Below are 24,214 nucleotides of genomic sequence, written 5' to 3' on the forward strand. Positions count from 1 at the left end.
TATATTGTTGTTACCGTTTACATATATAATAAAGTTAATGGAGAATATTAAGTTTCATCAAAATAGGATAAATAATAAAATAATGTAATGAATTAATAGGATTAAGAGGGTTGTAATGAACAAATTACTTGTAGTTGATGATGATCCAGAAATAGCCTCGTTATTATGTGAATTATTAGAAATAGAAGGATTTGAAGTTGTAACAGCAAACAATGGAGTGCAAGCTTTAGAAAAGTTTGACAGTACTATTGATCTTATTTTACTTGATATTATGATGCCTGAAATGAATGGGCTCAGTGTGTTATCTCAGCTTAGAAATAAATACACTGTACCTGTTATTTTTTTAACCGCTAAAGATAATGAATTTGATAAGATTATTGGGCTAGAGCTTGGTGCAGATGATTATATTTTAAAACCATTTAATGACAGGGAACTTGTTGCCAGAATCAACGCTCTTTTACGTCGAAAGCGCTGGGATAATTTAGTCGGAGGCTTTGGGGAAAAATCTATTCAATATACTATTGATAAACTTACTGTTAATCGTAAACAACAATCTGTTTCTTTCGATGATAAGTATATTGAATTAACCGGAACTGAATTTCAAATATTGTTAAAATTACTTGAAAATGCAGGGAAGATAATTTCTCGAGATACCTTGAGCGAAACAGTTTTAGGTAAAGAGTTTATTCCATTAGCTCGTTCAATTGATGTTCATGTATCTAATTTGCGTAAAAAGCTTCCTCCACGTAGTGATGGTTTGCCGTGGATTAAAACTTTACGCTCTAAAGGCTACCTTTTTGTTGTAGACCAAAGTGATGAGCTTTTACATAATTAGGATATTATTTTAAATAAGGAAGGAAATTATGTGGATTTTTGATCGGTTAACTATCAGAATTTTCACTATTTTCTTTCTTACTATAGCTTTTTTTTTGATGCTGATTACGCTATTGCCAAATCTCGATTCTCGAAATTTAACTTATTTGGCAAATAAAGAGAAAGAGATTGGCAATATGCTTGCTAATCAGCTCGAAAAAGAGCTAACTAATATACCGAAAAATAGTTTTCGTTGGTGGATGCGTTTTATTGTTTTGATGGATAACCACCAAAAACCAGGTCAGTTTTTATTTATTGTTACACCAAATGGACAAATTATTACCGCTGATACTAAAAATATAGATCGTATTAGGAACTTTAGTGAAAAGTCACATAATGTTGATGATCCAGCTAAGAAAATCTATGATTCACAAGAGGTTATAGGTCCATTCCTAATTAATTATGCGGGTGCTAATTACCAATTATACGTATTGCAGCCTGCTTCAGATATCCAATCTCAATTTGTTAATTTAATTTTTGATCATCCTTTCTTGCTATTAATTTTAACTATGTTAGCAAGCTCGCCTTTTTTACTTTGGCTGTCTTGGAGTATTGCAAAACCTGCTCGTGGCTTAAAGCAGGCTGCTGATCAAGTTGCAAAAGGAAATTTACGAGAGTGGCCAGAACTTGAAAAAATAGGATCTACTGAGTATAAAGCTACAGGTGCAAGTTTTAATCATATGTTAAGAGAGCTTAAAAGGATGCAGGAGTTACAGCAACATTTATTTTCTGATATTTCTCATGAATTACGTACACCCTTAACTCGCTTACAATTAGCTGCATCTTTATTGCGTCGTAAGCAAGGAGAAAGCAATGAAGTTTCCCGTATTAATAATGAAGCATTAAAACTTGATGCGATGATTGGCGATTTGTTGTCTTTAGCAAGACAACAATATGACAATAATGAAATTCGTGAATTTAACACAATGAATGTGTTATTTAGACAAGTACTTGAAAATGCCTCTTTCGAAGCGGAACAAATTGGTAAAAAATTCTTGGTTATTAATCCACCAACAAATCATACTATTTTATGTTATCCTGTCGCTTTATGCAGTGCTCTTGAAAATGTTATACGTAATGCCTTTCGCTATTCAAATCATGAAATTGTGTTGAATTTTGTTGCTCAGCAACAACACATTACTATCACTATTGATGATGATGGTGTAGGGGTTGCTGATAATGAGTTAGAGCAAATTTTTCGACCTTTTTACCGTACAAGTGAGGCTCGAGATCGCGAAACAGGAGGAACAGGCTTAGGGCTAGCCATTGTATCTAATGCGATCACTCGTGATAATGGTACGGTTAAAGCTGAGAAAAGTCATCTTGGTGGACTTAGAATTGTGATAGTATTGCCAATTCATAAATATTAACTTTTAAAGAGATATAATTGTGTCAAATGCTGCGTTAAATATCGTTTTATTTGAACCTGAGATCCCAGCAAATACCGGTAATATTATTCGCCTTTGTGCTAATACTGGTTTTAATCTACATATTATTGAGCCAATGGGTTTTTTCTGGGATGATAAAAAACTAAGGCGAGCAGGACTTGATTATCAAGAGTTCGTCAATGTTAAACGTTATAAAAATCTCAATCATTTTTTAAACTCGAATCAAATTAATTTAGTTACGCAAGTTTATGCTTTAACAACTAAAGGGCAAAAGTCACATAGCGATGTAAAATATAAAGAAAATGATTTTTTGATGTTTGGACCCGAAACCCGAGGCTTACCTGCATCAATTCTTGATATTTTACCGCAAGATAAAAAAATTCGTATCCCGATGTTAGCGAGCAGTCGCAGTATGAATTTATCTAATTCAGTTGCAGTTGTGGTTTATGAATCATGGCGACAATTAGATTATTTTGGTGCAAAGTGATTTAGAATTATGAAGTTATAAAATTTTTGTAACTAATTGTTTATTTGTTTCTGATGATAATAAGCTCAGCTGATTAATTTATGAGTTTAAATTAAAGATTATCTTCAATCTTTAAATAAAAAGAGAGGTTATATTATCCTCTCTTTTTATTTCTATATCATTCAAGTATAGAAATAATTATATTAACTAATGTTTATTTAACTCGCGAAACATATTCACCTGAACGCGTATCAACTTTAAGTATTTCACCAATTTGTATAAATAATGGTACACGAACTACCGCCCCAGTTGATAAAGTTGCTGGTTTACCACCTGTTCCGGCAGTATCACCTTTTAAACCTGGATCAGTTTCAATCACTTCGAGCTCAACAAAGTTTGGTGGCGTAACTGCAATCGGTTGACCATTCCAAAGTGTTAAAATACATTCAGCTTGATCGACTAACCATTTAGCATTGTCGCCAACAGCTTTAGTATCAGCAGAAAGTTGTTCAAACGTCTCATTATTCATGAAGTGCCAAAATTCGCCGTCTGTATATAGATAAGTTAAATTCATATCGACAACATCAGCGGCTTCAACTGATTCCCCTGATTTAAAAGTTTTATCAACTGTTTTACCTGAAAGTAATTTTTTAATTTTCACACGGTTAATAGCTTGCCCTTTACCAGGTTTATAAAATTCATTTTCAACAATTACACATGGCTCGCCATCTTGCATTATTTTAAGGCCGGCTTTAAACTCATTAGTACTATAAGATGCCATAAAAGCTCCAATTATCATTCTGGATTACAAAAAATGAGCCACATTATACAGCAAAAAGTAGAACTACCAAATAAAGATGACTGGATTTTTGATCTTGCAAATGTTGTAACCGATATTAATAAACTGTACTCTTATTTAGAGCTAGATCCTAGTTCAATAACTATTTCGATGTTACAGGCGAAAAAACAATTTCCACTGCGTGTTCCCATGACCTTTATACAGCGAATGAAGAAGAAGGATTATAATGATCCCCTTTTATTGCAAGTCCTTTGTCATGATCATGAAATGATTTATGTTAACGGCTATAGTAATGATCCTTTGCATGAGCAGGATAATGCTATTCCTGGATTACTACACAAATATCATAATCGAGCCTTACTAATAACAAAAACAGCTTGTGCGATTAATTGTCGTTATTGTTTTAGAAGGCATTTCCCTTATCATGAAAATCAAGGGAATAAGAAAAATCTTAATGCTGCGCTTGAATACATTGCCAATCACTCGGAACTTAATGAAATTATCCTTTCAGGAGGGGATCCCTTAATGGCAAAAGATGATGAAATCGCTTTTTTAATAACAGCATTAGAAAAGATTCCCCACATTAAACGGTTACGTATTCATACTCGTTTAGCTGTTGTTATACCATCACGTATTACATGTAAACTATGCCAATTGTTTGCAAAAAGTCGATTACAAATTTTAGTTGTTACGCATATTAATCACCCAAATGAAATTGATGATACTATTGCTAAGGCTGTTTCATTATTAAAACAACATAATGTTACCGTGCTCAATCAAAGCGTTTTATTAAAAAATATTAATGATAGTGCTGATACATTAGCTAATTTGAGTAATAAATTGTTTAATGTTGGTATTTTGCCTTATTACATACATTTATTGGATAAAGTACAAGGAGCTGCTCATTTTATGATAGATGATCGAAAGGCTAGACAGATAATGAAACAACTATCCGAGCAAGTTTCTGGTTATTTAGTACCCAAATTAGCACGTGAAATTGGTGGGGAAAAGAGTAAGCGTGTGTTAGGATTCTGTGATTAATTTGATGATAGCTTTTTATGGTTATTAATTGTGTTGCTACGTTTTGTTCAGAATATAATTTCAATATTTGTAAAATTGTCATTATCTGTCATTGATGATTTGTAATTTTAATGCCCTAACATGATACTTTTATTTGCTTTTGATAGGCGATGTATTATGTTTTTTATTTTATTGTGCCATAGTTGAGTTTTAAAATATTTTCTCATCATTTCATGCATAAAATCTGATTGACGAAAAATAAAATAGCTTCTATAATTCTGACCTCTTTAATTAATGCTGTGGAGTCTATACTCTGCAACTTGTTGATAAATTAGATTTGGATATAAATCGTCATGAAACGCACATTTCAACCATCAGTATTAAAACGTAATAGAACTCACGGTTTTCGCGCTCGTATGGCTACTAAAAACGGTCGTCAGGTTCTTGCTCGCCGCCGTGCTAAAGGCCGTGCTCGTTTGACTGTTGCTAGCTGATTTAAAGTTGAGTGATTAAACTCACTTTTCCTCGGGAGTTGCGATTGTTGACTCCCTTTGATTTTAATCGTGTCTTTGAAGATCCCATTCGCGCTGGGTCTCCTTTTCTTACCTTGGTTGCTCGTAAAAATAATTTGACGTATCCCCGTTTGGGTTTTGCTATAGCTAAAAAACAGGTTAAGCGAGCACATGAACGTAATCGTATCAAACGCCTGGCAAAAGAATATTTTCGACATCGACAACATCAATTACCCAGTATTGATTTTATTTTGATGGCTAAAGCACCGGTTATAAACTTAGAAAATCAACAACTAGTTGTAACATTAGATAAGTTATGCCAACGAATCATCGCCAAACACGGAGTTTAAATAAAATTATATTGATTATCAAACAGCATGTTTTTGCGTTTAATGCATTGATAGTTAATATTTTTATTTTTTTTGTTCGAGCTTACCAACGTGTTATTAGCCCCTTATTTGGTCCAAAATGTCGTTTTACTCCGAGTTGTTCCCAATATTCAATAATTGCACTAAGACGCTTTGGGTTAATAAAAGGAGGTTGGCTAACGGTCAAACGTGTATTAAAATGTCACCCTTTACATGAAGGAGGAGAAGATCCTGTTCCTCCTAATACTAAAAACAAAAGAGAAAAACACTAATGGCATCTCAACGTAATATTTTAGTTATTGCTTTACTTTTTTTATCATTTTTTATTTGGAAAGCGTGGGAAGAAGACCATGCCCCTAAAGTGCCAATGGCGAACCAATTATCACAAGTGAATGAAGATGATACACCTAATGGTGAGGCTCTTGGTAAAACAATTACTGTAAAATCGGATGTATTATCACTGATCATTAATACCTATGGGGGTGATGTACAGGCTGCTCAATTGTTGAAATATGAGCAAATACTTCACTCTGGTACGCCTTTCCAACTTTTGACTTCTCGACCTGATTTTGTATATATTGCGGAAAGTGGATTAACTGGAAAAGATGGTCCAGATAATGCCATTCAAGGTGCAAAACGTCCAGTATATCAAGCTCAGCAGACAGAGTATGTGTTAGCTGATGGACAAGATGAATTACGGGTACCATTAACCTATCAAGTTAATGGCGTAGATTATACTAAATATTACGTGCTACATCGTGGTAGTTATGCAATTGATGTTCAGTATACAATTAATAATCAAAGACAAGTTCCCGTTGAAGTGTCTATGTATGGGCAATTAAAACAGACAATTGAATTACCTCATGATGCAGTGACAGAAGGAGGAGGCGGATTAGGATTGAGCGCCTTCCGTGGTACAGCTTATTCAAGTTCTAGTACAAATTATAGTAAATATAGTTTTGATGATATTAAGGATAAAGCTTTATCAGTTAATACCCAAACTGGTTGGATTGCAATGTTGCAACACTATTTTGCTTCAGCATGGGTTCCTGCACAGAATCAAGATAATTTATTTTATTCTCGAGCGACCGCTAAAAATTCGCAAGCAACAATCGGTTTTAAAGGTGAGTCAACTGTTATTCCTGCTGGTAGTACACAAACTATTGGCGCAAAATTATGGTTAGGACCAGAAATTCAAAGCCAATTAAAAGAAACGGCTAATCATCTTGATTTGATAGTTGATTATGGATGGCTATGGTTCTTATCTCAACCACTATTTTATTTATTGAAATTTATCCATAGTTTTATAGGTAACTGGGGCTTTGCAATTATTGTTATCACATTTATTGTTCGTGGTATTTTATTTCCTTTAACACGTGCTCAATATCGTTCAATGGCTAAAATGAAGATATTGCAACCTCGTTTGCAAGCCTTAAAAGAGCGTTATGGTGATGATAGACAAAAAATGAGTATGGAAACCATGGCGCTTTATAAGCAAGAAAAAGTGAATCCATTAGGCGGTTGTTTACCACTACTTATTCAAATGCCAATTTTCTTATCATTATTCTATATGCTAGGGAATACAGTTGAATTACGTCATGCGCCATTTGCTCTTTGGATTCATGACTTATCAGCACAAGATCCTTATTATATTTTACCTTTATTAATGGGTGGTACCATGTTCTTAATTCAGAAGATGTCACCGACCCCTGTTACTGATCCGTTGCAACAGAAATTAATGACTTATATGCCATTAATTTTCACTGTATTCTTTTTATGGTTCCCTTCAGGATTAGTTTTATACTATATTGTAAGTAACTTATTCACAATTGCCCAGCAACGTATTATTTACTGGGAGCTTGAAAAAAAAGGGCTTCATGAGAAGAAAAAGAAATAATTTTATTAAAAAGGAGGAGTAAAAAACCTCCTTTTGTTTTTTCTATTGGGTTTTAATAAATATGAATTTACAACAACAATTTAATTTAAGTGGCAATGAAAAAGGCTATTGGTTTGTTAGCCAAAACGGACGATTATGGTTACCTAATGGTGAGGTTCCAGTTGGATTTGCTAGTGAATTTGGTTTTGCTGATCAACTTGCTCAACCAATAGGCGAATGGAATGGGCAAACTGCTTGGTTGATTTGCCGAGAAATGGAAAACGAAATGTGTTCCATACGTCCATTGCTTGATGGTGCAGATCAATCATTGTTTAATATGGCAGGGAGGGCTATACAATTATCAGAGTTTTATCGATCGCATAAATTTTGCGGTTACTGTGGTAAAAAAATGCATCTTAGCAAGACGGAATGGTGTTGTTTGTGTGATAACTGTCATCAACGTTATTATCCACAGATATCGCCGTCAATTATTGTGTCGATTCGGCATAAAAATAAAATTTTATTGGCAAAGCATGTCAAACACAATAAAGAAAACTTATACACCGTTTTAGCTGGTTTTATCGAGGTCGGTGAAACAGTGGAAGCCGCTGTTGAACGAGAAGTCTTTGAAGAATCAAAAATTAAAATTAAAAATATTCGTTATATTGGCTCACAACCTTGGCCATTTCCTAATTCTCTAATGATGGCTTATTTGGCAGATTATGATAGTGGTGAAATTGAAGTAGATCCAGTCGAATTAATTGAAGCCAATTGGTATCATTACACAGCGTTACCTAAAATTCCTCATTATGGTACTATAGCTCGGCGTCTGATTGAGGATACGATTATACTTTGCCGAGAATATGACGAGTTTGGCGGTGATTAATTATATTTGTTAGCGTTATTGTCAGCTGTTAGATATTTTATGCTTATTTATGATAGTGAAACGTTTTATATTTAATTTATGCATATTATTAATAACGTTTACATCAAACAACCCGCGTTTGGAAATTTTGTTTTTTTAATCATCTCACATCAAGCAGATTACTAGCGTCCAATTGTATTATCATAAGCATTAACCTTTTTTAATTTGAAGATTATTTTTTTTATAAATTATTATGAAGGGGAAATAATACGTATTTGGAGGGAATTAATTTTGCGAATTAGGGGCAATGTTAACTTAACATTTTTATTAACTCATTTGTTTATCAATCAAAAGCTAATAAATAAAAACGACATTTATGTGAGTATGTCGATTTTATTTATATTCTCATCTTGATTATTAGTTATTTAGCCATTGAGCTACTTGTTTTGCAAAATAGGTTAAGATTCCGTCGGCACCTGCTCGCTTGAAACAAAGTAGTGATTCCATAATTGCCGATTCTTCGTCTAACCAACCATTTTGTATTGCAGATGTTAACATTGCATATTCTCCAGAGACCTGATAAGCAAAGGTTGGTACAGCAAATGTCTCTTTTACCCTACGTACTATGTCTAGATAAGGCATTCCTGGTTTAACCATTACCATATCAGCGCCTTCAGTAATATCTTGATAAATTTCTTGTAAAGCTTCGTTACTGTTTGCAGGATCAAGTTGGTAAGTTTTTTTATTGCCATTTCCAATATTTTTTGCTGAACCAACTGCATCACGGAATGGACCATAAAAACTTGAGGCATACTTAGCAGAATAAGACATAATTTGGGTATTATAAAATCCTTGTGCTTCAAGTTCATCGCGAATCGCACCAATACGTCCATCCATCATATCACTCGGAGCTATAATATCAACACCGGCATGAGCTTGCATCAAAGCTTGTTTGACCAATGCGTTAACAGATATATCATTTTCAACATAACCATTGTTATCAATGATACCATCTTGACCATGAGTGGTATAAGGATCAAGTGCGACATCAGATAATATGCCAATTTCAGGAATTTCTTTTTTTAATGCACGTATAGCTCTAGGAACGAGGCCGTTTTCATTGTAAGCCTCTTTACCGAGGAGTGTTTTTTTGTCTGATTCTATAGCTGGAAATATTGAAAGAACCGGAATCCCCAATTTAGCAACTTGTTCAGCTTCCTTCAATAATACATCAATACTCATTCTATTGACTTGCGGCATGGAAGGGATTGATTGAAGGATGTTGGTGCCTTCAATGATAAAAACTGGATAAATAAGGTCATTAACGGTCAAAATATTTTCAGTAACTAAGCGGCGAGTAAAATCTTGTGCGCGACTACGGCGTAAACGACGTTTGGGATATTGACCAGCAATAAAAAGTGACATAAAAGCTCCTGCTTATTTTTATTAAATTATGGGTAATTATCTATTGCTAAATGATGTTTAGCAAATTAATTTGCTGTATTACAATAATTCGATTTTTTACTTTACAACGTATATTAATTAGAGGTAGAATTGCGAACTAATTTTTAGTCCTTTGTGATATTAACCAATTTGAGGTGAGAGGCACATGCCAGTAATTAAAGTACGTGAAAATGAACCTTTTGATGTAGCGTTACGTCGTTTTAAACGTTCTTGCGAAAAAGCAGGAGTTCTAGCTGAAGTTCGTAACCGTGAGTTTTACGAAAAGCCAACAACAATTCGTAAACGTGCTAAAGCAGCGGCAGTTAAACGCCATGCTAAAAAGTTAGAAAGAGAAAACGCTCGTCGCACTCGTTTATACTAATATTTTTGCGATTATTTATATATCAAATTTAAATTGATATTTAAATCAATTTGTTATTTTTTAATATAAAGAATTCTAACAAGCTGTATATTAGATACGGCTTGTTGTCTTTCTAAAATGCCAATATTGGTTGAAATTTTATCATGAAAGGCCAAATTCCTCGCGATTTTATTTTGGAATTGATAGCTCGAACTAGCATTCTTGATGTTATCAGCAAACGCGTAAAAATGAAAAAAAAGGGGAATAACTATTTTGGTTGTTGTCCGTTTCATGATGAAAAAACAGCTTCTTTCTCACTTAGTGAGAAAAAACAGATCTATCATTGTTTTGGATGTGGTGCATCCGGTTCCGTTGTAACTTTTTTAATGCAATATGAACGGTTATCTTTTCCAGAAGCCATTGAAGAATTAGCCAGTATGCAAGGGATTAGAGTCCCTTATGTCGATAACGAACAAAATCAAATAGATCAATCCAAACATATTGAATCTCGTAATGTTCGTCGCGATTTGTATACGTTAATGGCAAAAATAACTAATTTTTATCAAAGTCAGTTATCATTACCAACATCAAAAGAGGCTAATCAATATCTTGAACAAAGAGGCCTTAATAAAGAAATCATTGCACGATATAAAATTGGTTTTGCACCTAACGAGTGGAGATTGACATCACAAAATGTTGTCAAAACTAAAACAGAAGCGGCGCTTTATGATCAAGCAGGTATGCTGGTAACCAATGATAAAGGGAATCAATATGATCGTTTTCGTGGGCGAATTATGTTTCCTATTCGTGATAGGCAGGGTAATGTTATTGCATTTGGTGGGCGAACAATTATAAACGATTCTGCGAAATATATTAATTCACCAGAAACACCCATCTTTCACAAAGGTTTTCAATTATATGGACTTTATGAGGCTCAAGAAGTTAATCGTAATCCTGAGCAATTAGTTGTTGTTGAAGGCTATATGGATGTTGTTTCTCTTGCGCAATATGGCATTGATTATGCAGTTGCTGCTTTGGGTACCTCGACGTCTGAAGAGCATATTAAGCTTTTATTTAGGGCTACCGATTCAGTTATATTTTGTTATGATGGTGATAATGCAGGACGAAGTGCTGCTTGGAGGGCTCTAAATGTATTATTACCTTCTTTAATTGACGGAAAAGAAATCACCTTTGCTTTTTTACCACAAGACGAAGATCCAGATAGTTTGGTTCGAAAAATTGGTAAAGAGGGATTTGAAGCTTATTTAAAAGCGGCCCCAAATTTATCAAAGTTTTTATTTGATGAACTTTTAAAAAAAGTTGATTTAAAAACGGCAGAAGGTAAAGCCAAATTGAGTTCATTAGCTTTACCACTTCTTGATCAAGTTAAAGCAAAAGCATTTCGATTAAATTTATTACAGCAGTTAGGTAGTTATTTAGGGTTGTTAGACGTATCTCAACTTCAACTTTTATTACGTGAAAGCCGTTTTAGTAGTAATGAAAAAACAGTTGAAAAAGTGCATGTTTCACAAATGAAATTAACTACTATGCGCATTTTAATTGGCTTGTTGCTTCAATACCCTAATCTTGCAAAGCAAGTATCTGATATTAATGTTTTACGTAAAGTGAAGATGGCAGGTATTGAAATTTTGATTGAATTACTTGAATTATGCCAACATTACCCAAATATAACAACAGCACAGATATTAACTGAGTGTGTAGATAAACCATTCTATAAACAATTAAAGCGTTTAGCAACATGGGAGTATCATTATCAAGACAACCAAATAGAGTCATTTTTTTCTCATACATTAAAAGAGTTATATGATAATATACTCGCCCAAAGGCAAGATGAACTGATCGCAAAAGAGAGAGTCTCTGGCTTAAGTACCGCAGAGAAAAAAGAACTAGCGACACTAATACTTGTTTTATCAAAAAAAGACTAAATATAGGCTATATACAGAACAGCATTTTTGTTTTGTGTATATAATATACATGACTGAATAACTAAATGTGGACACCTTTTATGGAGCAAAATTCTCAATCACAGCTAAAACTCCTGATCATTCGAGGTAAGGAGCTAGGATACTTAACCTATGCTGATGTTAACGATCACTTGCCTGAAGAGATTATTGATTCAGATCAGATTGAAGATATTATCCAAATGATTAATGATATGGGGATTCAAGTTCTTGAAGAAGCCCCTGATTCTGATGACCTATTACTTTCAGATAATGTCCCTGATGAGGAAGCTGTTGAAGCAGCAACAGCATTAGTACTGTCTAATGTTGAATCAGAAATAGGTAGAACAACAGATCCTGTACGTATGTATATGCGTGAGATGGGGGCTGTTGAACTATTAACACGAGAGGGCGAAATTGATATAGCAAAACGTATAGAAGAAGGTATTAATCAAGTTCAGATTTCGGTATCAGAATATCCAGAAGCAATTACTTATCTTTTAGAACAGTATAATTTAATTGAAAGTGGAGACATTCGTTTATCTGATATCATTACTGGTTTTGTTGATCCTAATGCAGAAAGTTCTACAGATACGCTTCCCGAAAATTTAGAAGAAAGCGAAACAGAGATTGATATTGATGATAGTAATGATGAAAATGAAGATGAAGACGGTGATTCATCTGCAGATGATGATGTGTCCATTGATCCTGAAGTAGCAAGGGCTAAGTTTATTGAGTTAAAAGAGCAACATGATAAAACGTCTGAGGCTATTAAAAAGTATGGACGAGCCCACAAAAAGGCACAAAAAGAGATCGAAAACCTATCAGAAATTTTCAAGCAATTTCGTTTAGTTGGTAAACAATTTGATATTCTAGTTAATAATATGAGAAGTATGATGGATCGAGTAAGAGCACATGAGCGTGTAATTATGAAGATCTGTGTTGAACAATGCAAAATGCCAAAAAAACAGTTTATGACTTATTTTACGGGTAATGAGAATAATATGAACTGGTATACTAAAGCATCAAACTCAAAAGGTGCATTTGCTTCTAACTTAAAAGAGTTTGAAGATCAAGTTGCAGAGCAAGTTGCATTATTACAGAAAATCGAAATAGAAACGAATCTCTCTATTGAGCAGATTAAAGATATCAATAGGCGTATGTCAATCGGTGAAGCGAAAGCTCGGCGAGCTAAAAAAGAGATGGTTGAAGCAAATTTACGTTTAGTTATCTCTATTGCGAAAAAATATACTAATCGCGGCTTACAATTCTTAGATCTTATCCAAGAAGGTAATATTGGTTTGATGAAAGCTGTGGATAAGTTTGAGTATCGCCGTGGCTATAAATTTTCAACTTATGCAACATGGTGGATAAGACAGGCTATTACGCGTTCAATCGCAGATCAAGCTAGAACTATTCGTATCCCAGTACATATGATTGAAACGATTAATAAATTAAATCGTATTTCGCGTCAAATGCTACAGGAAATTGGTCGAGAACCGACGCCTGAAGAGTTGTCTGAACGTATGCAAATGCCAGAAGACAAAATTCGAAAAGTACTTAAGATTGCTAAAGAACCAATTTCAATGGAAACACCTGTTGGGGATGATGAGGATTCACATTTAGGTGATTTTATTGAAGATACAGCACTTGAGCAACCATTAGATGCAGCAACATCAGAAAGTTTACGTAATGCAACTCGTGATATTTTATCCGGTTTAACACCTCGAGAAGCGAAAGTACTACGTATGCGATTCGGCATTGATATGAATACCGATCATACATTAGAGGAAGTTGGTAAACAGTTTGATGTAACACGTGAACGTATTCGTCAAATTGAAGCTAAAGCTTTGCGTAAATTGCGTCATCCAAGCCGTTCCGATGTGTTGCGTAGCTTTTTAGAATAAATTTTATCTTCCTTGTATATCGCCACTTTTGTGGCGATTTTTTTATTCTTGTTAATCAAAGATACTAAAAATGATGAATATATTTCAACGTTTTAAGATTGATTCATTCTTATTGATTCTAATTTGTGTTGTGATTACAGCTAGCTTTTTTCCTTGTGAAGGACAGGCTAAAACAGTTTTTGAATACCTTACCACTTTTGCTATTGGCTTGTTATTTTTTATGCATGGTGCAAAACTTTCTTTTCAAGCAATTGTCTCTGGTATAAAAAATTGGCGATTACATCTGTTAATATTTACAACTACATTTGTAATATTCCCTATTTTAGGCGTGATGATGCAGTTACTAGTGCCCACTTTTTTATCACATGATATTTATTTAGGGTTTGTTTATCTTTGTGTTTTACCAGCAACTGTGCAATCAGCAATAGCATTTACTTCAATAGCTAAAGGTAATGTGGCAGCTGCTATTTGCAGTGCCTCAGCATCAACATTATTGGGCGTGTTTATTACCCCGATTTTAGTAGGATTGTTAATACACACTCAAACTTCGGCGTCAATGAACATAATTGATGCAATTATCTCTATTATGCTGAAATTAATGTTGCCTTTTGTTGCTGGGCATTTATCTAGACGTTTTATTGGTAAATGGATAGATAAATATAAAAATATTATTTCTAAAACAGATCGTTTGTCGATTTTATTAGTGGTTTATGTCGCTTTTAGTGATGCGGTTGTTAATGGTATATGGTCGCAAGTTGGTTTTTTATCTTTGTTAAATATTATATTTTTCTCAATTATTCTTTTAGTAATAGTTTTAATTATTACCACTTATAGCGCAAGATTTTTTGATTTTAATAAAGAAGATGAGATTACAATTGTATTTTGTGGTTCAAAAAAGAGCTTAGCAAGTGGTATTCCAATGGCGAGTGTTATCTTCCCCATGTCGATGATGGGTATTTTGATCTTACCTTTAATGATCTTTCATCAAATTCAATTAATGATTTGTGCTTTTTTGGCTGCTCGTTATGCTAAACGAAAAATGTAAAAATTGTTTTGCTCATTAGACTATTCTCAAGGATAATAGAAACGCTATTAACAACAGAAAGATATATTATGTTTCATCTATTTGCAGATTTAGAATTCTCAACCATTATATTATTAGTCTTAGCTTTACTTTTTGTACTCTTTTATGAGGCTATTAATGGATTTCATGATACTGCTAATGCTGTTGCCACTGTTATTTATACAAGGGCATTGAAAGAACAACTTGCAGTTTTTATGGCCGGAGTATTTAATTTTTTTGGCGTACTACTTGGTGGACTTAGTGTGGCTTATGCCATTGTGCATTTGTTACCAACTGATTTATTACTTAATGTAAGCTCTGCTCATGGGCTTGCTATGGTATTTTCTATTTTATTTGCAGCAATCATTTGGAATTTAGGTACTTGGTTTGTTGGTATTCCTGCATCAAGCTCACATACATTAATTGGTTCTATTATTGGAGTAGCACTTGCAAATGCATTGGTTATGGATACATCAATTATTGATGCACTTAATATTCCTAAGATGATTCATATCTTTTTATCCTTGATTGTTTCTCCTGTTGTAGGTCTTGTGATTGCAGGCTTGATGATCTTTCTATTGCGGAAGTATTGGACTCGTAAAAGCCAAAGTAAAAAAAGTAGCAAAAAAAGAGAACGTATTTTCATGACTCCAGAGCAGCGAGAGAAACTTTATGGTAAGAAAAAACCACCTTTTTGGATCAGGATAATGCTTATTATCTCAGCTGCAGGTGTGAGCTTTTCTCATGGTGCTAATGATGGTCAAAAAGGTATTGGTTTATTAATGTTAGTATTAATGGGCATCGCTCCTGCGGGTTTTATTGTTAATATGAATGCGTCTACCTATGATATTACTAATACTCGTAATGCTATTGATAATATTCAAGAGTATTTTATTACTCACAATGATGATCTAACTACAATAATAGGTAAGCAACCAGCATTAGATACAAGTATTCTAGAAGGCGATTTGAATAAGTATCATTGTGATTATTCACATTCATTTATAACACTGAGTATTGCTCATAATTTATTTAATAAAATGAATAATTATGAATCACTCACCGTTGAACAACGTTCACAAGCTAGACGCATATTATTATGTTTATCGGATACTGTTTCGCATGTAGCTAAACAAGCTAACGTGACAACAGAGGAAAAACAATATTTGAAATCTTTGAATAACGATTTACTTAAAACTGTTGAATATGCGCCGATTTGGATCATTATTTCGGTAGCTTCAGCGCTAGCAATTGGAACAATGATAGGATGGCGTCGTGTAGCTATTACTATTGGTGAAAAAATTGGTAAAAAAGGGATGACTTATGCACAGGGAGTATCGGCACAAATTACTACCGCTTTATCAATTGGGATTGCAAGTTATACTGGTATGCCTGTATCAACAACTCAAGTACTTTCTTCATCAGTTGCCGGAACAATGATTGTTGATGGTGGTGGCGTTCAAAGTAAAACTATTAAAAATATTGCATTAACTTGGATTTTAACACTTCCAATTTCAATTTTGTTATCTGGGTCACTTTTTTGGCTTGCTCAAAAATTGATTTAGTAGTAAAAAGATAATATCACTTTTGAAGTTTTGTCTGACCGTTAAATTGGAAGGAGTAATGTATTATGGCTTATAAACACATCTTAGTTGCAGTGGATTTATCACCAGAAAGTGAACTACTTGTCGAAAAAGCAGTTTCTATGGCCAGACCATATAATGCTCAAATATCATTGATTCATGTTGGTATTAATTATTCAGATCTTTACACAGGTTTGGTTGATATCAATATGAATGATATGAAAGACCGAATTACTGAAGATACACATCTTGCATTAAATAAATTAGTGGATGGCGCTGGCTATCCTATCTCCCATACGCTTTCAGGTAACGGTGAATTTGGTCAAGTATTGATTGAAGCTATTCATGAGTATAACATTGATCTAGTTGTGTGTGGTCATCACCAAGATTTCTGGAGTAAATTAATGTCTTCTGCCCGTCAACTTATCAATAATACTCATATCGATACTTTGATTATTCCATTAAAAGATGAAGAGCCAGTGGAAGGACCTGCTAAATGAAGTATTAAATACCAGCCCGCTTAATTAGCGGGTTTTTTGTAACTATTTTATAAGGTTGTAGAAAAATTCAGTAAATTATGTACTTTAATATATTTTATTTGATGCTTTCTTTTTTATGTATATTGTAGTTTATGATAATACATCCAAATTGTTATTTAGCCGATAAGGAGATTTTATATGAATATCGCTTTAGTTACAGGAGCATCCTCTGGATTTGGGAAGGCGATTTGCCGTAAGCTTATAGTAGATGGTTATAAAGTTGTAGGTATAGCTAGACGTGCAGATAAACTACAAAAACTTGCAGGTGAATTAGGCGCTAATTTCTTTTCATTACCATTAGATATAACTAAAAAAGATGCAGTAAACACTATCTTATTGCAACTACCAAATGAATTTAAGACAATAGATATTTTAATAAATAATGCAGGTTTAGCATTAGGTTTAGAGCCTGCTTATGAAGCAGATTATAACGACTGGGAAACAATGATTGAAACTAATATTATTGGGCTAGTAAATTTAACTCGACAAATTTTACCCGAGATGGTTGAGCGCAATTTTGGTTATATTATTAATCTTGGTTCTGTAGCTGGTACTTATGCTTATAAAGGCGGAAATGTTTATGGTGCATCTAAAGCTTTTGTTAAACAATTTAGTGCTAATTTACGTGCTGATTTATTAGGTACAAAAATAAGAGTAACTAATATTGAACCAGGCTTATGTGGAGGTACAGAATTTTCAAATGTACGATTCCATGGTGATGATAAGCAAGCTGCTGCTATATATAAAGATGTTGATTATATTACTCCAGAAGATATAGCCAATACTGTTTCATGGTTAGTCAATACGCCAGCACATTTCAATGTTAATTCAATTGAAATAATGCCAGTAGCACAAGCTTCAGCTGGGTTATCCATTTATAAAGAAATAAAGTAATCATAGGACATAATCGGTATTGAGTTATGAGCGCCGATTTTATTCAAAATTAAAATTACATTTGGCAAATAAAATACACTTGCACTTCTGTTAATGGATTGATATCCTTTTATCTTATAATTTTTGATTGAGGTTCACTGCAATGACATTTTCAGAAGTAACGAAAACATTTGCGACAAGTTTGCCAGGTACTGATAGTTATGTAAAGCTAAGAAAGGCAATGAGAGCATTAATTCAAGAAGATCCAAAAAATGCGTCGGTTTATTTTTTGATTTTTGGATTTGCTCGTACATATGTTATGTTATATGAGGATCAAGAAGTATCACCACAATTTGCCGAAGATAATCAAAAATTAATGTCATCGTATCTTAATATTTTAGATGAAGCATTAAAAAAACAAGATGAAAAATGCATATATCAGGCATTGAATAAAGTTGTTAATGAATACGAAAATAGCAAAAAGGTTTTTTAAAATTACAGCCTGACATGAAAATGTTGGGCTGTTTTGTTTTTAGTTTAATTAAATATTTTTTAGGGAAAATCATGATAATTTTAGTTAGTATGACAGGAATTATTAGCACCTTAGGTACTATTATGCGATCTAGGGCGGGTTGATTTTTTCAATAAATATTAAAAAACCCGCCCCCTAAAGGCGGGTTTTTATTTTGCATGGAAATAAAGTAGTTAACCTGTGCAAAAAATTAAAAATAGAATTATCAAACTACAAGATTTTCGATACCTATAAATAAGTTCTAAAAACTATAATTATAGATAGTAATGGGCATAAACTAAGATAATAAGTAAGGTGTGATATGAAAGTTTTAAAATTTGGAGGAACATCTGTTGCTAACGCAGAACGCTTTTTGCGAGTTGCAGAAATTATTGAAAATAATGCTAAACAAGAGCAAACCGCTACTGTTTTATCGGCACCTGCTAAAATTACCAACCATTTAGTAGCCATGGTTGAAAAAACGGTTGCTGGGCAAGATATCAAAAGTAACATTTATGATGCTGAAAAGATATTTGCAGATTTATTAGCAGGTCTTGCAAAAGCTCAACCTAATTTTGCTTATGAACAGATGAAGCATTTTGCTCTTAATGAATTAAATCATGTTAACCAATTACTTGAAGGTATTCGTTTACTCGGTCAATGTCCTGATAGTATCAATGCATCAATTATTTGTCGTGGAGAAAAGCTATCAATTGCTATTATGCAAGAACTTCTCAAAGCAAGAGGCCATACGATCACGGTAATAGATCCTGTTGCTATGCTTATTGCAGAAGGTGATTATTTAGAATCGACTGTTGATATACCTGAATCGACTCATCGAATTGCTGAAATGCACATTCCACAAGACAATTTTATTCTAATGCCTGGTTTTACTGCCGGTAATGAAAAAGGTGAATTAGTTGTGCTTGGACGAAATGGTTCTGATTATTCTGCTGCCGTATTAGCAGCTTGTTTAAGAGCAAATAGCTGTGAAATATGGACCGATGTTGATGGAGTTTATACTTGTGATCCCCGTATTGTACCAGATGCCAAATTACTAAAAACAATGTCTTATCAAGAGGCGATGGAACTTTCATATTTTGGAGCAAAAGTGCTTCATCCAAGAACTATTTTACCTATTGCCCAATTTCAGATTCCCTGTTTAATCAAAAATACAAATAATCCTGATGCGCCAGGCACATTAATTGGTGCTAATATTGTTGACTCAACCACACCTGTGAAAGGTATTACCAATTTAAATAACATGGCAATGATCAATGTTTCAGGTCCTGGATTAAAAGGTATGGTTGGTATGTCGGCTCGTGTTTTTTCTGCGATGTCTTATGCTGGTATCTCAGTTGTACTTATTACTCAATCATCATCTGAATACAGCATTAGTTTTTGTGTGCCACAAACAGAACTTTATCGTGCAGAAGAAGCTTTAAGTGATGAATTTTTCTTAGAATTAAAAGATGGATTACTTGAACCGATCGAGGTGATTGAAAGGCTTGCTATTATCTCTGTAGTAGGTGATGGCATGCGTACCTTACGTGGTTTATCAGCTAATTTCTTTACAGCATTAGCCAGAGCTAATATTAATATTGTTGCTATAGCACAAGGTTCATCTGAGCGCTCAATTTCAGTTGTAGTTGATAATGATGTTGCTGTAATGGGCGTTCGTGTTGCGCATCAGATGTTATTTGGTACTGATAAAATGCTTGATGTCTTTGTTATTGGTGTTGGTGGGGTTGGTGGTGCGCTTGTCGACCAAATCGGACGTCAACAGAAATGGCTTAAAAACAAACAGATTGATTTGCGAGTATGTGGTTTGTTTAACTCTAAACACAGCATAACCAATAGAGACGGTATTGATCTTAGTAATTGGCGTGATCAAATCAAACAGAGTGATACTAAATATTCATTAGATAGTATTATTGAGTTTGCCAAATCTAATCGATTACTTAATCCGATTCTCGTTGATTGTACTTCTAGTTGCGAAGTATCTGACAAATACGCAGATTTTTTAGCTAATGGCTTTCATGTCGTTACACCAAATAAAAAAGCAAATACTAGCTCAATGGCCTACTATTTACGCTTACGCCAAGAAGCAGCAAAAAGTAAGCGTAAATTCCAATATGATACTAATGTAGGGGCTGGGTTACCGGTAATTGAAAATCTTCAAAATCTACTTAATGCAGGTGATGAGTTAATCAAGTTTTCGGGAATTCTATCTGGATCGCTTTCTTTTATATTTGGTAAACTTGACGAAGGCATGTCACTGTCTGAAGCAACTAAACTGGCTAAAGAGAAAGGTTTTACTGAACCAGATCCTCGAGATGATCTATCTGGAACCGATGTAGCTAGAAAGTTACTTATTTTAGCTAGAGAATCAGGTTTACAATTAGAACTTAATCAAATCAATGTCGAATCCGTATTACCTCCTGAATATGCACAAGGTAGCATTGATGATTTCATGGCTAAATTACCGCAGTTAGATGCACAGTTTAAAGCAAAATCTGAACAAGCAGCAAAAGAAGGTAAAGTTCTACGTTATGTGGGTAGCATAGAAAACCATCAATGCAGTGTTAGAATTGAAGCTGTCGATAGCGAAGATCCTCTTTATAAAGTCAAAAATGGCGAAAATGCCTTAGCTTTTTATACTCGTTATTATCAACCTATTCCTCTTGTATTACGTGGTTATGGTGCTGGTAATGATGTTACTGCAGCAGGTGTTTTTGCTGATATTTTACGTACAACATCAGGTAAAATAGGAGGTTAAATGACTCATAAATCTTTAACTGTTTATGCGCCTGCATCAATGGCCAATATTAGTGTTGGTTTTGATATATTAGGCGCTGCAATTAGCCCGATTAATGGTACTATGCTTGGTGACTGTATTACAGTTAAATCTGCTAACGAATTTTCCCTTACTAGCAAAGGTCAATTTGTCAAAAAGCTACCACGTGATCCAAAATGTAATATTGTATTTCAATGTTGGCAGCGATTTTGTCAAGCAATGGGTAAAACTTTACCTGTTAGTATGACTCTTGAAAAAAATATGCCAATTGGCTCTGGTTTAGGTTCAAGTGCGTGCTCAGTAGTTGGTGCATTGGTTGCATTAAATGAGTTTTTTGATAAACCTTTTAATGAATTTGAAATGTTATCCATGATGGGAGAACTTGAAGGTCGTATTTCGGGCAGTGTGCATTATGATAATGTTGCGCCATGCTATTTAGGTGGGATGCAACTTATTCTTAATGAGATGGGTATTATTAGTGAGTCAATTCCGCATTTTGATGATTGGTATTGGGTGATGGCTTATCCAGGTATAAAGGTATCAACGGCTGAAGCACGTGCAATTTTACCTGCTCAATATCAAAGGTCTGATTGTGTAGCACATGGTCGCTATGTGGGGGGATTTTTGCATGCTTGTTATACCAAACAACCTAAGCTGGCTGCCACAATGCTTTTTGATAATATTGCTGAGCCTTATCGTAAACAATTATTACCTAATTTTGATGAAACTCAAAAACGGGTTAAGCAACTTGGTGCTTTGTCATCGGGTATTTCAGGTTCAGGGCCAACAATGTTTGTGATTGCAGATAAACTTGAAACAGCTCAGCAAATTGAATTATTACTTAAAAAATATTATTTGCAAAATGATGAAGGTTTTACTCATATTTGTAAAATTGATACTCAAGGAACAATAGTTATTTAATGTTTACTATAAAAAGTAGAGTTAAATATAACAAAAATGCCAATTATTATTGAACAAGTTGATATTACGAAGAGTGAAATATTACAGCATAAAGATAACCGGAAAATATTATGAAATTATATAACTTAAAAGATCATTCCCAGCAAGTTAGCTTTGCACAAGCAGTTCAACAAGGATTAGGAAGAGGACAAGGTTTATTCTTTCCTCAAGAATTACCTAAATTTTCATTAGCTGAAATTGAGTCGTTATTAAAACTTGATTTTATTACTCGAAGTGCCAAGATCTTATCTGCTTTTATTGGTGATGAGATTAATCATGATGATATGCATAGACTTGTTAAAAATGCATTTCAATTTCCTGCTCCAGTAACTTCAGTGGAAGCAGATATTGGTTCATTAGAGCTATATCATGGACCAACATTGGCATTTAAAGATTTTGGTGGACGCTTTATGGCTCAAGCGTTAGTGCAAGTTGCCGCTGACAAAAAAATTACTATTTTGACTGCTACTTCTGGTGATACTGGTGCGGCTGTTGCTCATGCGTTTTATCATTTACCAAATATTCGCGTCGTGATTTTATATCCAGAAGGTAAAATTAGTCCATTACAAGAAAAGCTATTTTGTACTTTGGGTGATAATATACATACAATTGCTATTCAAAGTGACTTTGATGCGTGTCAAGCCTTAGTTAAAAAGGCATTTGATGATGATGATTTGAAAAAAACAATAGGTTTAAACTCCGCTAACTCAATTAATATTAGCCGATTATTAGCACAAATCTGTTACTATTTTGAAGCTTTTGCACAACTCACATCAACCCAACGTAAACAGTTGGTTATTTCTGTGCCGAGTGGAAATTTTGGTGACTTAACAGCTGGTCTACTTGCGAAAACAATGGGATTACCTATTAAACGCTTTATTGCCGCAACGAATGCCAATGATACAGTACCTCGTTATTTAGAAAACGGTAAGTGGGAACCTCACGCAACCATTGCAACATTATCGAATGCAATGGATGTAAGCCAACCAAATAACTGGCCACGCATCGAAGAGATTTATAAGCGTGAGGGATGGGATATTAAATCACTTGGTCATGCTACTGTTTCAGATGAAGTTGCTAAGCAAACTGTTTGTGAACTTGATCAAAAAGGTTACTTATCTGAACCTCATGGTGCAATTGCTTATCGAGCACTACGTGATCAGTTACAAGGTGGGGAATATGGACTATTTTTAGGTACGGCACATCCTGCTAAATTTAAAGAAGTGGTTGAAGATATTTTAGGTAAATCAGTTCCATTGCCTAAAGAGTTAGCGGAAAGAGCAGATATGACATTACTTTCCCATAATATGCCTAATGATTTTGTTAAATTGCGTGATTTTTTAATTAACTTAAATTGGTAAATTTTTCCGTCGCCAAATTGGCGCGGAACTTTTCCATTAATGATAATAACCTCTATTTGTTTATATTCATTAATTAGCTAATTTTACTTTCAAAGCCTCGCCATATTTATTTCCAACGCTCAAATTTACTTATACATGTCTATCTAAAAATAGAAGATATTAACCAAACTTGTTTAAATTATAAATTTCAGCTATTGTAATCCTAATTATGCCATTATAAGGATGTTGTTATGTACTGTCCGTTTTGTAATGCAGATGATACAAAGGTGATCGATTCACGTCTTGTTGGTGAGGGATATCAAGTTCGTCGTCGCCGCCAATGTGTCGAGTGCAATGAGCGTTTTACTACATTTGAAATTGCTGAATTAATTATGCCTAATGTAATTAAAAGTAATAAAGTTCGAGAGCCATTTAATGAAGCTAAATTACGTAATGGTATCAAAAGAGCTCTTGAAAAACGTCCAGTGAGTTTTGATGATATAGAAGATGCGATTACACGTATAAAATCTAAACTAAGAGCAACAGGTGAACGTGAAGTTCCAGCAAAATTAATTGGTGATTATGTGATTGAAGAACTTAAAAGCCTAGATAAAATAGCTTATATTCGCTTTGCTTCGGTTTATTTTAGTTTTGATGATATCGAACAATTTAGTAATGAAATTGCTAAGTTACAACAGAAATAATTTTC

The 24,214-nt window shown here is 34.0% G+C and carries 23 protein-coding genes; 21 read left to right on the forward strand and 2 right to left on the reverse strand.

Features of this window, described 5'->3' with window-relative positions; all coding sequences use genetic code 11:
* Nucleotides 1–115: 115 nt before the first annotated feature.
* Genes A9G34_RS00855 through trmL form a run of 3 tightly spaced genes read left to right on the forward strand, consistent with a single transcriptional unit; the run spans nt 116 to nt 2,748 of the window.
* Complete coding sequence (locus A9G34_RS00855) at nt 116–835, forward strand: response regulator (protein WP_034944350.1); 720 nt, start codon at nt 116–118, stop codon at nt 833–835.
* 34 nt (nt 836–869) lie between these two features.
* Nucleotides 870–2,243: an envelope stress sensor histidine kinase CpxA gene (cpxA, locus tag A9G34_RS00860; RefSeq protein ID WP_065568644.1), complete on the forward strand. Its 1,374-nt coding sequence runs from the start codon at nt 870–872 to the stop codon at nt 2,241–2,243.
* Between the two features lie 19 nt (nt 2,244–2,262).
* Entirely contained in the window at nt 2,263–2,748 is a 486-nt protein-coding gene (gene trmL, locus A9G34_RS00865) for a tRNA (uridine(34)/cytosine(34)/5-carboxymethylaminomethyluridine(34)-2'-O)-methyltransferase TrmL (RefSeq protein ID WP_065568601.1), read from the forward strand.
* 193 nt (nt 2,749–2,941) lie between these two features.
* Here the strand turns inward: trmL and efp are convergent, their stop codons facing one another.
* A complete protein-coding gene (efp, locus tag A9G34_RS00870) occupies nt 2,942–3,508 on the reverse strand; it encodes an elongation factor P (protein ID WP_034944346.1) in 567 nt (188 codons plus the stop codon).
* A gap of 33 nt (nt 3,509–3,541) precedes the next feature.
* On the opposite strand from efp, the gene epmB reads away from it, so the two are divergent.
* From epmB to nudC, 6 genes are all read left to right on the forward strand, one after another.
* A complete protein-coding gene (gene epmB / locus A9G34_RS00875; protein WP_034944345.1) occupies nt 3,542–4,567 on the forward strand; it encodes an EF-P beta-lysylation protein EpmB in 1,026 nt (341 codons plus the stop codon).
* A gap of 332 nt (nt 4,568–4,899) precedes the next feature.
* The gene (gene rpmH, locus A9G34_RS00880; RefSeq protein WP_034944344.1) at nt 4,900–5,040 is read left to right on the forward strand and encodes a 50S ribosomal protein L34; all 141 of its coding nucleotides are present in this window, start codon (nt 4,900–4,902) and stop codon (nt 5,038–5,040) included.
* Nucleotides 5,041–5,051: 11 nt separating this feature from the next.
* Nucleotides 5,052–5,408, forward strand: a complete 357-nt coding sequence (gene rnpA / locus A9G34_RS00885; protein WP_065568602.1) for a ribonuclease P protein component — start codon at nt 5,052–5,054, stop codon at nt 5,406–5,408.
* Between the two features lie 47 nt (nt 5,409–5,455).
* Nucleotides 5,456–5,698 (forward strand): membrane protein insertion efficiency factor YidD, encoded by a 243-nt coding sequence (gene yidD, locus A9G34_RS00890; RefSeq protein ID WP_065568645.1) that lies wholly within the window; start codon nt 5,456–5,458, stop codon nt 5,696–5,698.
* Nucleotides 5,698–7,323 carry a membrane protein insertase YidC gene (gene yidC / locus A9G34_RS00895; protein WP_034944342.1) on the forward strand — a complete coding sequence of 542 codons (1,626 nt, stop codon included), beginning with the start codon at nt 5,698–5,700 and terminating at the stop codon, nt 7,321–7,323. The genes yidD and yidC overlap by 1 nt, the downstream gene beginning before the upstream one ends.
* A 61-nt stretch (nt 7,324–7,384) precedes the next feature.
* Nucleotides 7,385–8,188 carry an NAD(+) diphosphatase gene (gene nudC / locus A9G34_RS00900; RefSeq protein WP_065568603.1) on the forward strand — a complete coding sequence of 268 codons (804 nt, stop codon included), beginning with the start codon at nt 7,385–7,387 and terminating at the stop codon, nt 8,186–8,188.
* Nucleotides 8,189–8,584: 396 nt separating this feature from the next.
* On the opposite strand, the gene hemB is transcribed toward nudC, so the two are convergent.
* A complete protein-coding gene (gene hemB, locus A9G34_RS00905) occupies nt 8,585–9,592 on the reverse strand; it encodes a porphobilinogen synthase (protein ID WP_034944324.1) in 1,008 nt (335 codons plus the stop codon).
* 184 nt (nt 9,593–9,776) lie between these two features.
* On the opposite strand from hemB, the gene rpsU reads away from it, so the two are divergent.
* From rpsU to nrdR, 12 genes are all read left to right on the forward strand, one after another.
* A complete protein-coding gene (rpsU, locus tag A9G34_RS00910; RefSeq protein ID WP_034882800.1) occupies nt 9,777–9,992 on the forward strand; it encodes a 30S ribosomal protein S21 in 216 nt (71 codons plus the stop codon).
* A 143-nt stretch (nt 9,993–10,135) separates the two neighbouring features.
* Nucleotides 10,136–11,917, forward strand: a complete 1,782-nt coding sequence (dnaG, locus tag A9G34_RS00915) for a DNA primase (RefSeq protein ID WP_065568604.1) — start codon at nt 10,136–10,138, stop codon at nt 11,915–11,917.
* 80 nt (nt 11,918–11,997) lie between these two features.
* Nucleotides 11,998–13,839, forward strand: coding sequence for an RNA polymerase sigma factor RpoD (rpoD, locus tag A9G34_RS00920; protein ID WP_034944320.1), 1,842 nt, complete (start codon nt 11,998–12,000; stop codon nt 13,837–13,839).
* A gap of 73 nt (nt 13,840–13,912) precedes the next feature.
* Entirely contained in the window at nt 13,913–14,884 is a 972-nt protein-coding gene (locus A9G34_RS00925) for a bile acid:sodium symporter family protein (RefSeq protein ID WP_065568646.1), read from the forward strand.
* Nucleotides 14,885–14,952: 68 nt separating this feature from the next.
* Nucleotides 14,953–16,467 (forward strand): inorganic phosphate transporter PitA, encoded by a 1,515-nt coding sequence (gene pitA, locus A9G34_RS00930; RefSeq protein WP_034944316.1) that lies wholly within the window; start codon nt 14,953–14,955, stop codon nt 16,465–16,467.
* 65 nt (nt 16,468–16,532) lie between these two features.
* The gene (gene uspA / locus A9G34_RS00935) at nt 16,533–16,985 is read left to right on the forward strand and encodes a universal stress protein UspA (RefSeq protein WP_065568605.1); all 453 of its coding nucleotides are present in this window, start codon (nt 16,533–16,535) and stop codon (nt 16,983–16,985) included.
* A gap of 177 nt (nt 16,986–17,162) precedes the next feature.
* The gene (locus A9G34_RS00940) at nt 17,163–17,918 is read left to right on the forward strand and encodes an SDR family NAD(P)-dependent oxidoreductase (protein WP_034944310.1); all 756 of its coding nucleotides are present in this window, start codon (nt 17,163–17,165) and stop codon (nt 17,916–17,918) included.
* A gap of 142 nt (nt 17,919–18,060) precedes the next feature.
* Nucleotides 18,061–18,390 (forward strand): hypothetical protein, encoded by a 330-nt coding sequence (locus A9G34_RS00945; RefSeq protein ID WP_034944307.1) that lies wholly within the window; start codon nt 18,061–18,063, stop codon nt 18,388–18,390.
* 340 nt (nt 18,391–18,730) lie between these two features.
* Nucleotides 18,731–21,187 (forward strand): bifunctional aspartate kinase/homoserine dehydrogenase I, encoded by a 2,457-nt coding sequence (gene thrA, locus A9G34_RS00950; protein WP_065568606.1) that lies wholly within the window; start codon nt 18,731–18,733, stop codon nt 21,185–21,187.
* The gene (gene thrB, locus A9G34_RS00955) at nt 21,188–22,126 is read left to right on the forward strand and encodes a homoserine kinase (protein ID WP_065568607.1); all 939 of its coding nucleotides are present in this window, start codon (nt 21,188–21,190) and stop codon (nt 22,124–22,126) included.
* 110 nt (nt 22,127–22,236) lie between these two features.
* Complete coding sequence (gene thrC / locus A9G34_RS00960; RefSeq protein WP_065568608.1) at nt 22,237–23,526, forward strand: threonine synthase; 1,290 nt, start codon at nt 22,237–22,239, stop codon at nt 23,524–23,526.
* Nucleotides 23,527–23,756: 230 nt separating this feature from the next.
* Nucleotides 23,757–24,209, forward strand: coding sequence for a transcriptional regulator NrdR (gene nrdR / locus A9G34_RS00965; protein WP_034944295.1), 453 nt, complete (start codon nt 23,757–23,759; stop codon nt 24,207–24,209).
* The last annotated feature ends 5 nt before the right edge of the window (nt 24,210–24,214 follow it).

This window comes from Gilliamella sp. Choc4-2, from assembly GCF_001690355.1.
Taxonomy (GTDB): Bacteria; Pseudomonadota; Gammaproteobacteria; order Enterobacterales; family Orbaceae; genus Gilliamella; species Gilliamella apicola_A.

Excerpts from the sequence above, each read along its gene's own strand:
- rpsU (WP_034882800.1), top strand. The coding sequence starts at position 9,777 with ATGCCAGTAATTAAAGTACGTGAAAATGAACCTTTTGATGTAGCGTTA.
- nrdR (WP_034944295.1), top strand. The coding sequence starts at position 23,757 with ATGTACTGTCCGTTTTGTAATGCAGATGATACAAAGGTGATCGATTCA.
- rpmH (WP_034944344.1), top strand. The coding sequence starts at position 4,900 with ATGAAACGCACATTTCAACCATCAGTATTAAAACGTAATAGAACTCAC.
- hemB (WP_034944324.1), bottom strand. The coding sequence starts at position 9,592 with ATGTCACTTTTTATTGCTGGTCAATATCCCAAACGTCGTTTACGCCGT.
- thrA (WP_065568606.1), top strand. The coding sequence starts at position 18,731 with ATGAAAGTTTTAAAATTTGGAGGAACATCTGTTGCTAACGCAGAACGC.
- epmB (WP_034944345.1), top strand. The coding sequence starts at position 3,542 with ATGAGCCACATTATACAGCAAAAAGTAGAACTACCAAATAAAGATGAC.
- pitA (WP_034944316.1), top strand. The coding sequence starts at position 14,953 with ATGTTTCATCTATTTGCAGATTTAGAATTCTCAACCATTATATTATTA.
- A9G34_RS00945 (WP_034944307.1), top strand. The coding sequence starts at position 18,061 with ATGACATTTTCAGAAGTAACGAAAACATTTGCGACAAGTTTGCCAGGT.
- efp (WP_034944346.1), bottom strand. The coding sequence starts at position 3,508 with ATGGCATCTTATAGTACTAATGAGTTTAAAGCCGGCCTTAAAATAATG.
- A9G34_RS00925 (WP_065568646.1), top strand. The coding sequence starts at position 13,913 with ATGAATATATTTCAACGTTTTAAGATTGATTCATTCTTATTGATTCTA.
- thrC (WP_065568608.1), top strand. The coding sequence starts at position 22,237 with ATGAAATTATATAACTTAAAAGATCATTCCCAGCAAGTTAGCTTTGCA.
- uspA (WP_065568605.1), top strand. The coding sequence starts at position 16,533 with ATGGCTTATAAACACATCTTAGTTGCAGTGGATTTATCACCAGAAAGT.
- dnaG (WP_065568604.1), top strand. The coding sequence starts at position 10,136 with ATGAAAGGCCAAATTCCTCGCGATTTTATTTTGGAATTGATAGCTCGA.
- A9G34_RS00940 (WP_034944310.1), top strand. The coding sequence starts at position 17,163 with ATGAATATCGCTTTAGTTACAGGAGCATCCTCTGGATTTGGGAAGGCG.
- yidC (WP_034944342.1), top strand. The coding sequence starts at position 5,698 with ATGGCATCTCAACGTAATATTTTAGTTATTGCTTTACTTTTTTTATCA.
- A9G34_RS00855 (WP_034944350.1), top strand. The coding sequence starts at position 116 with ATGAACAAATTACTTGTAGTTGATGATGATCCAGAAATAGCCTCGTTA.
- rpoD (WP_034944320.1), top strand. The coding sequence starts at position 11,998 with ATGGAGCAAAATTCTCAATCACAGCTAAAACTCCTGATCATTCGAGGT.
- nudC (WP_065568603.1), top strand. The coding sequence starts at position 7,385 with ATGAATTTACAACAACAATTTAATTTAAGTGGCAATGAAAAAGGCTAT.
- thrB (WP_065568607.1), top strand. The coding sequence starts at position 21,188 with ATGACTCATAAATCTTTAACTGTTTATGCGCCTGCATCAATGGCCAAT.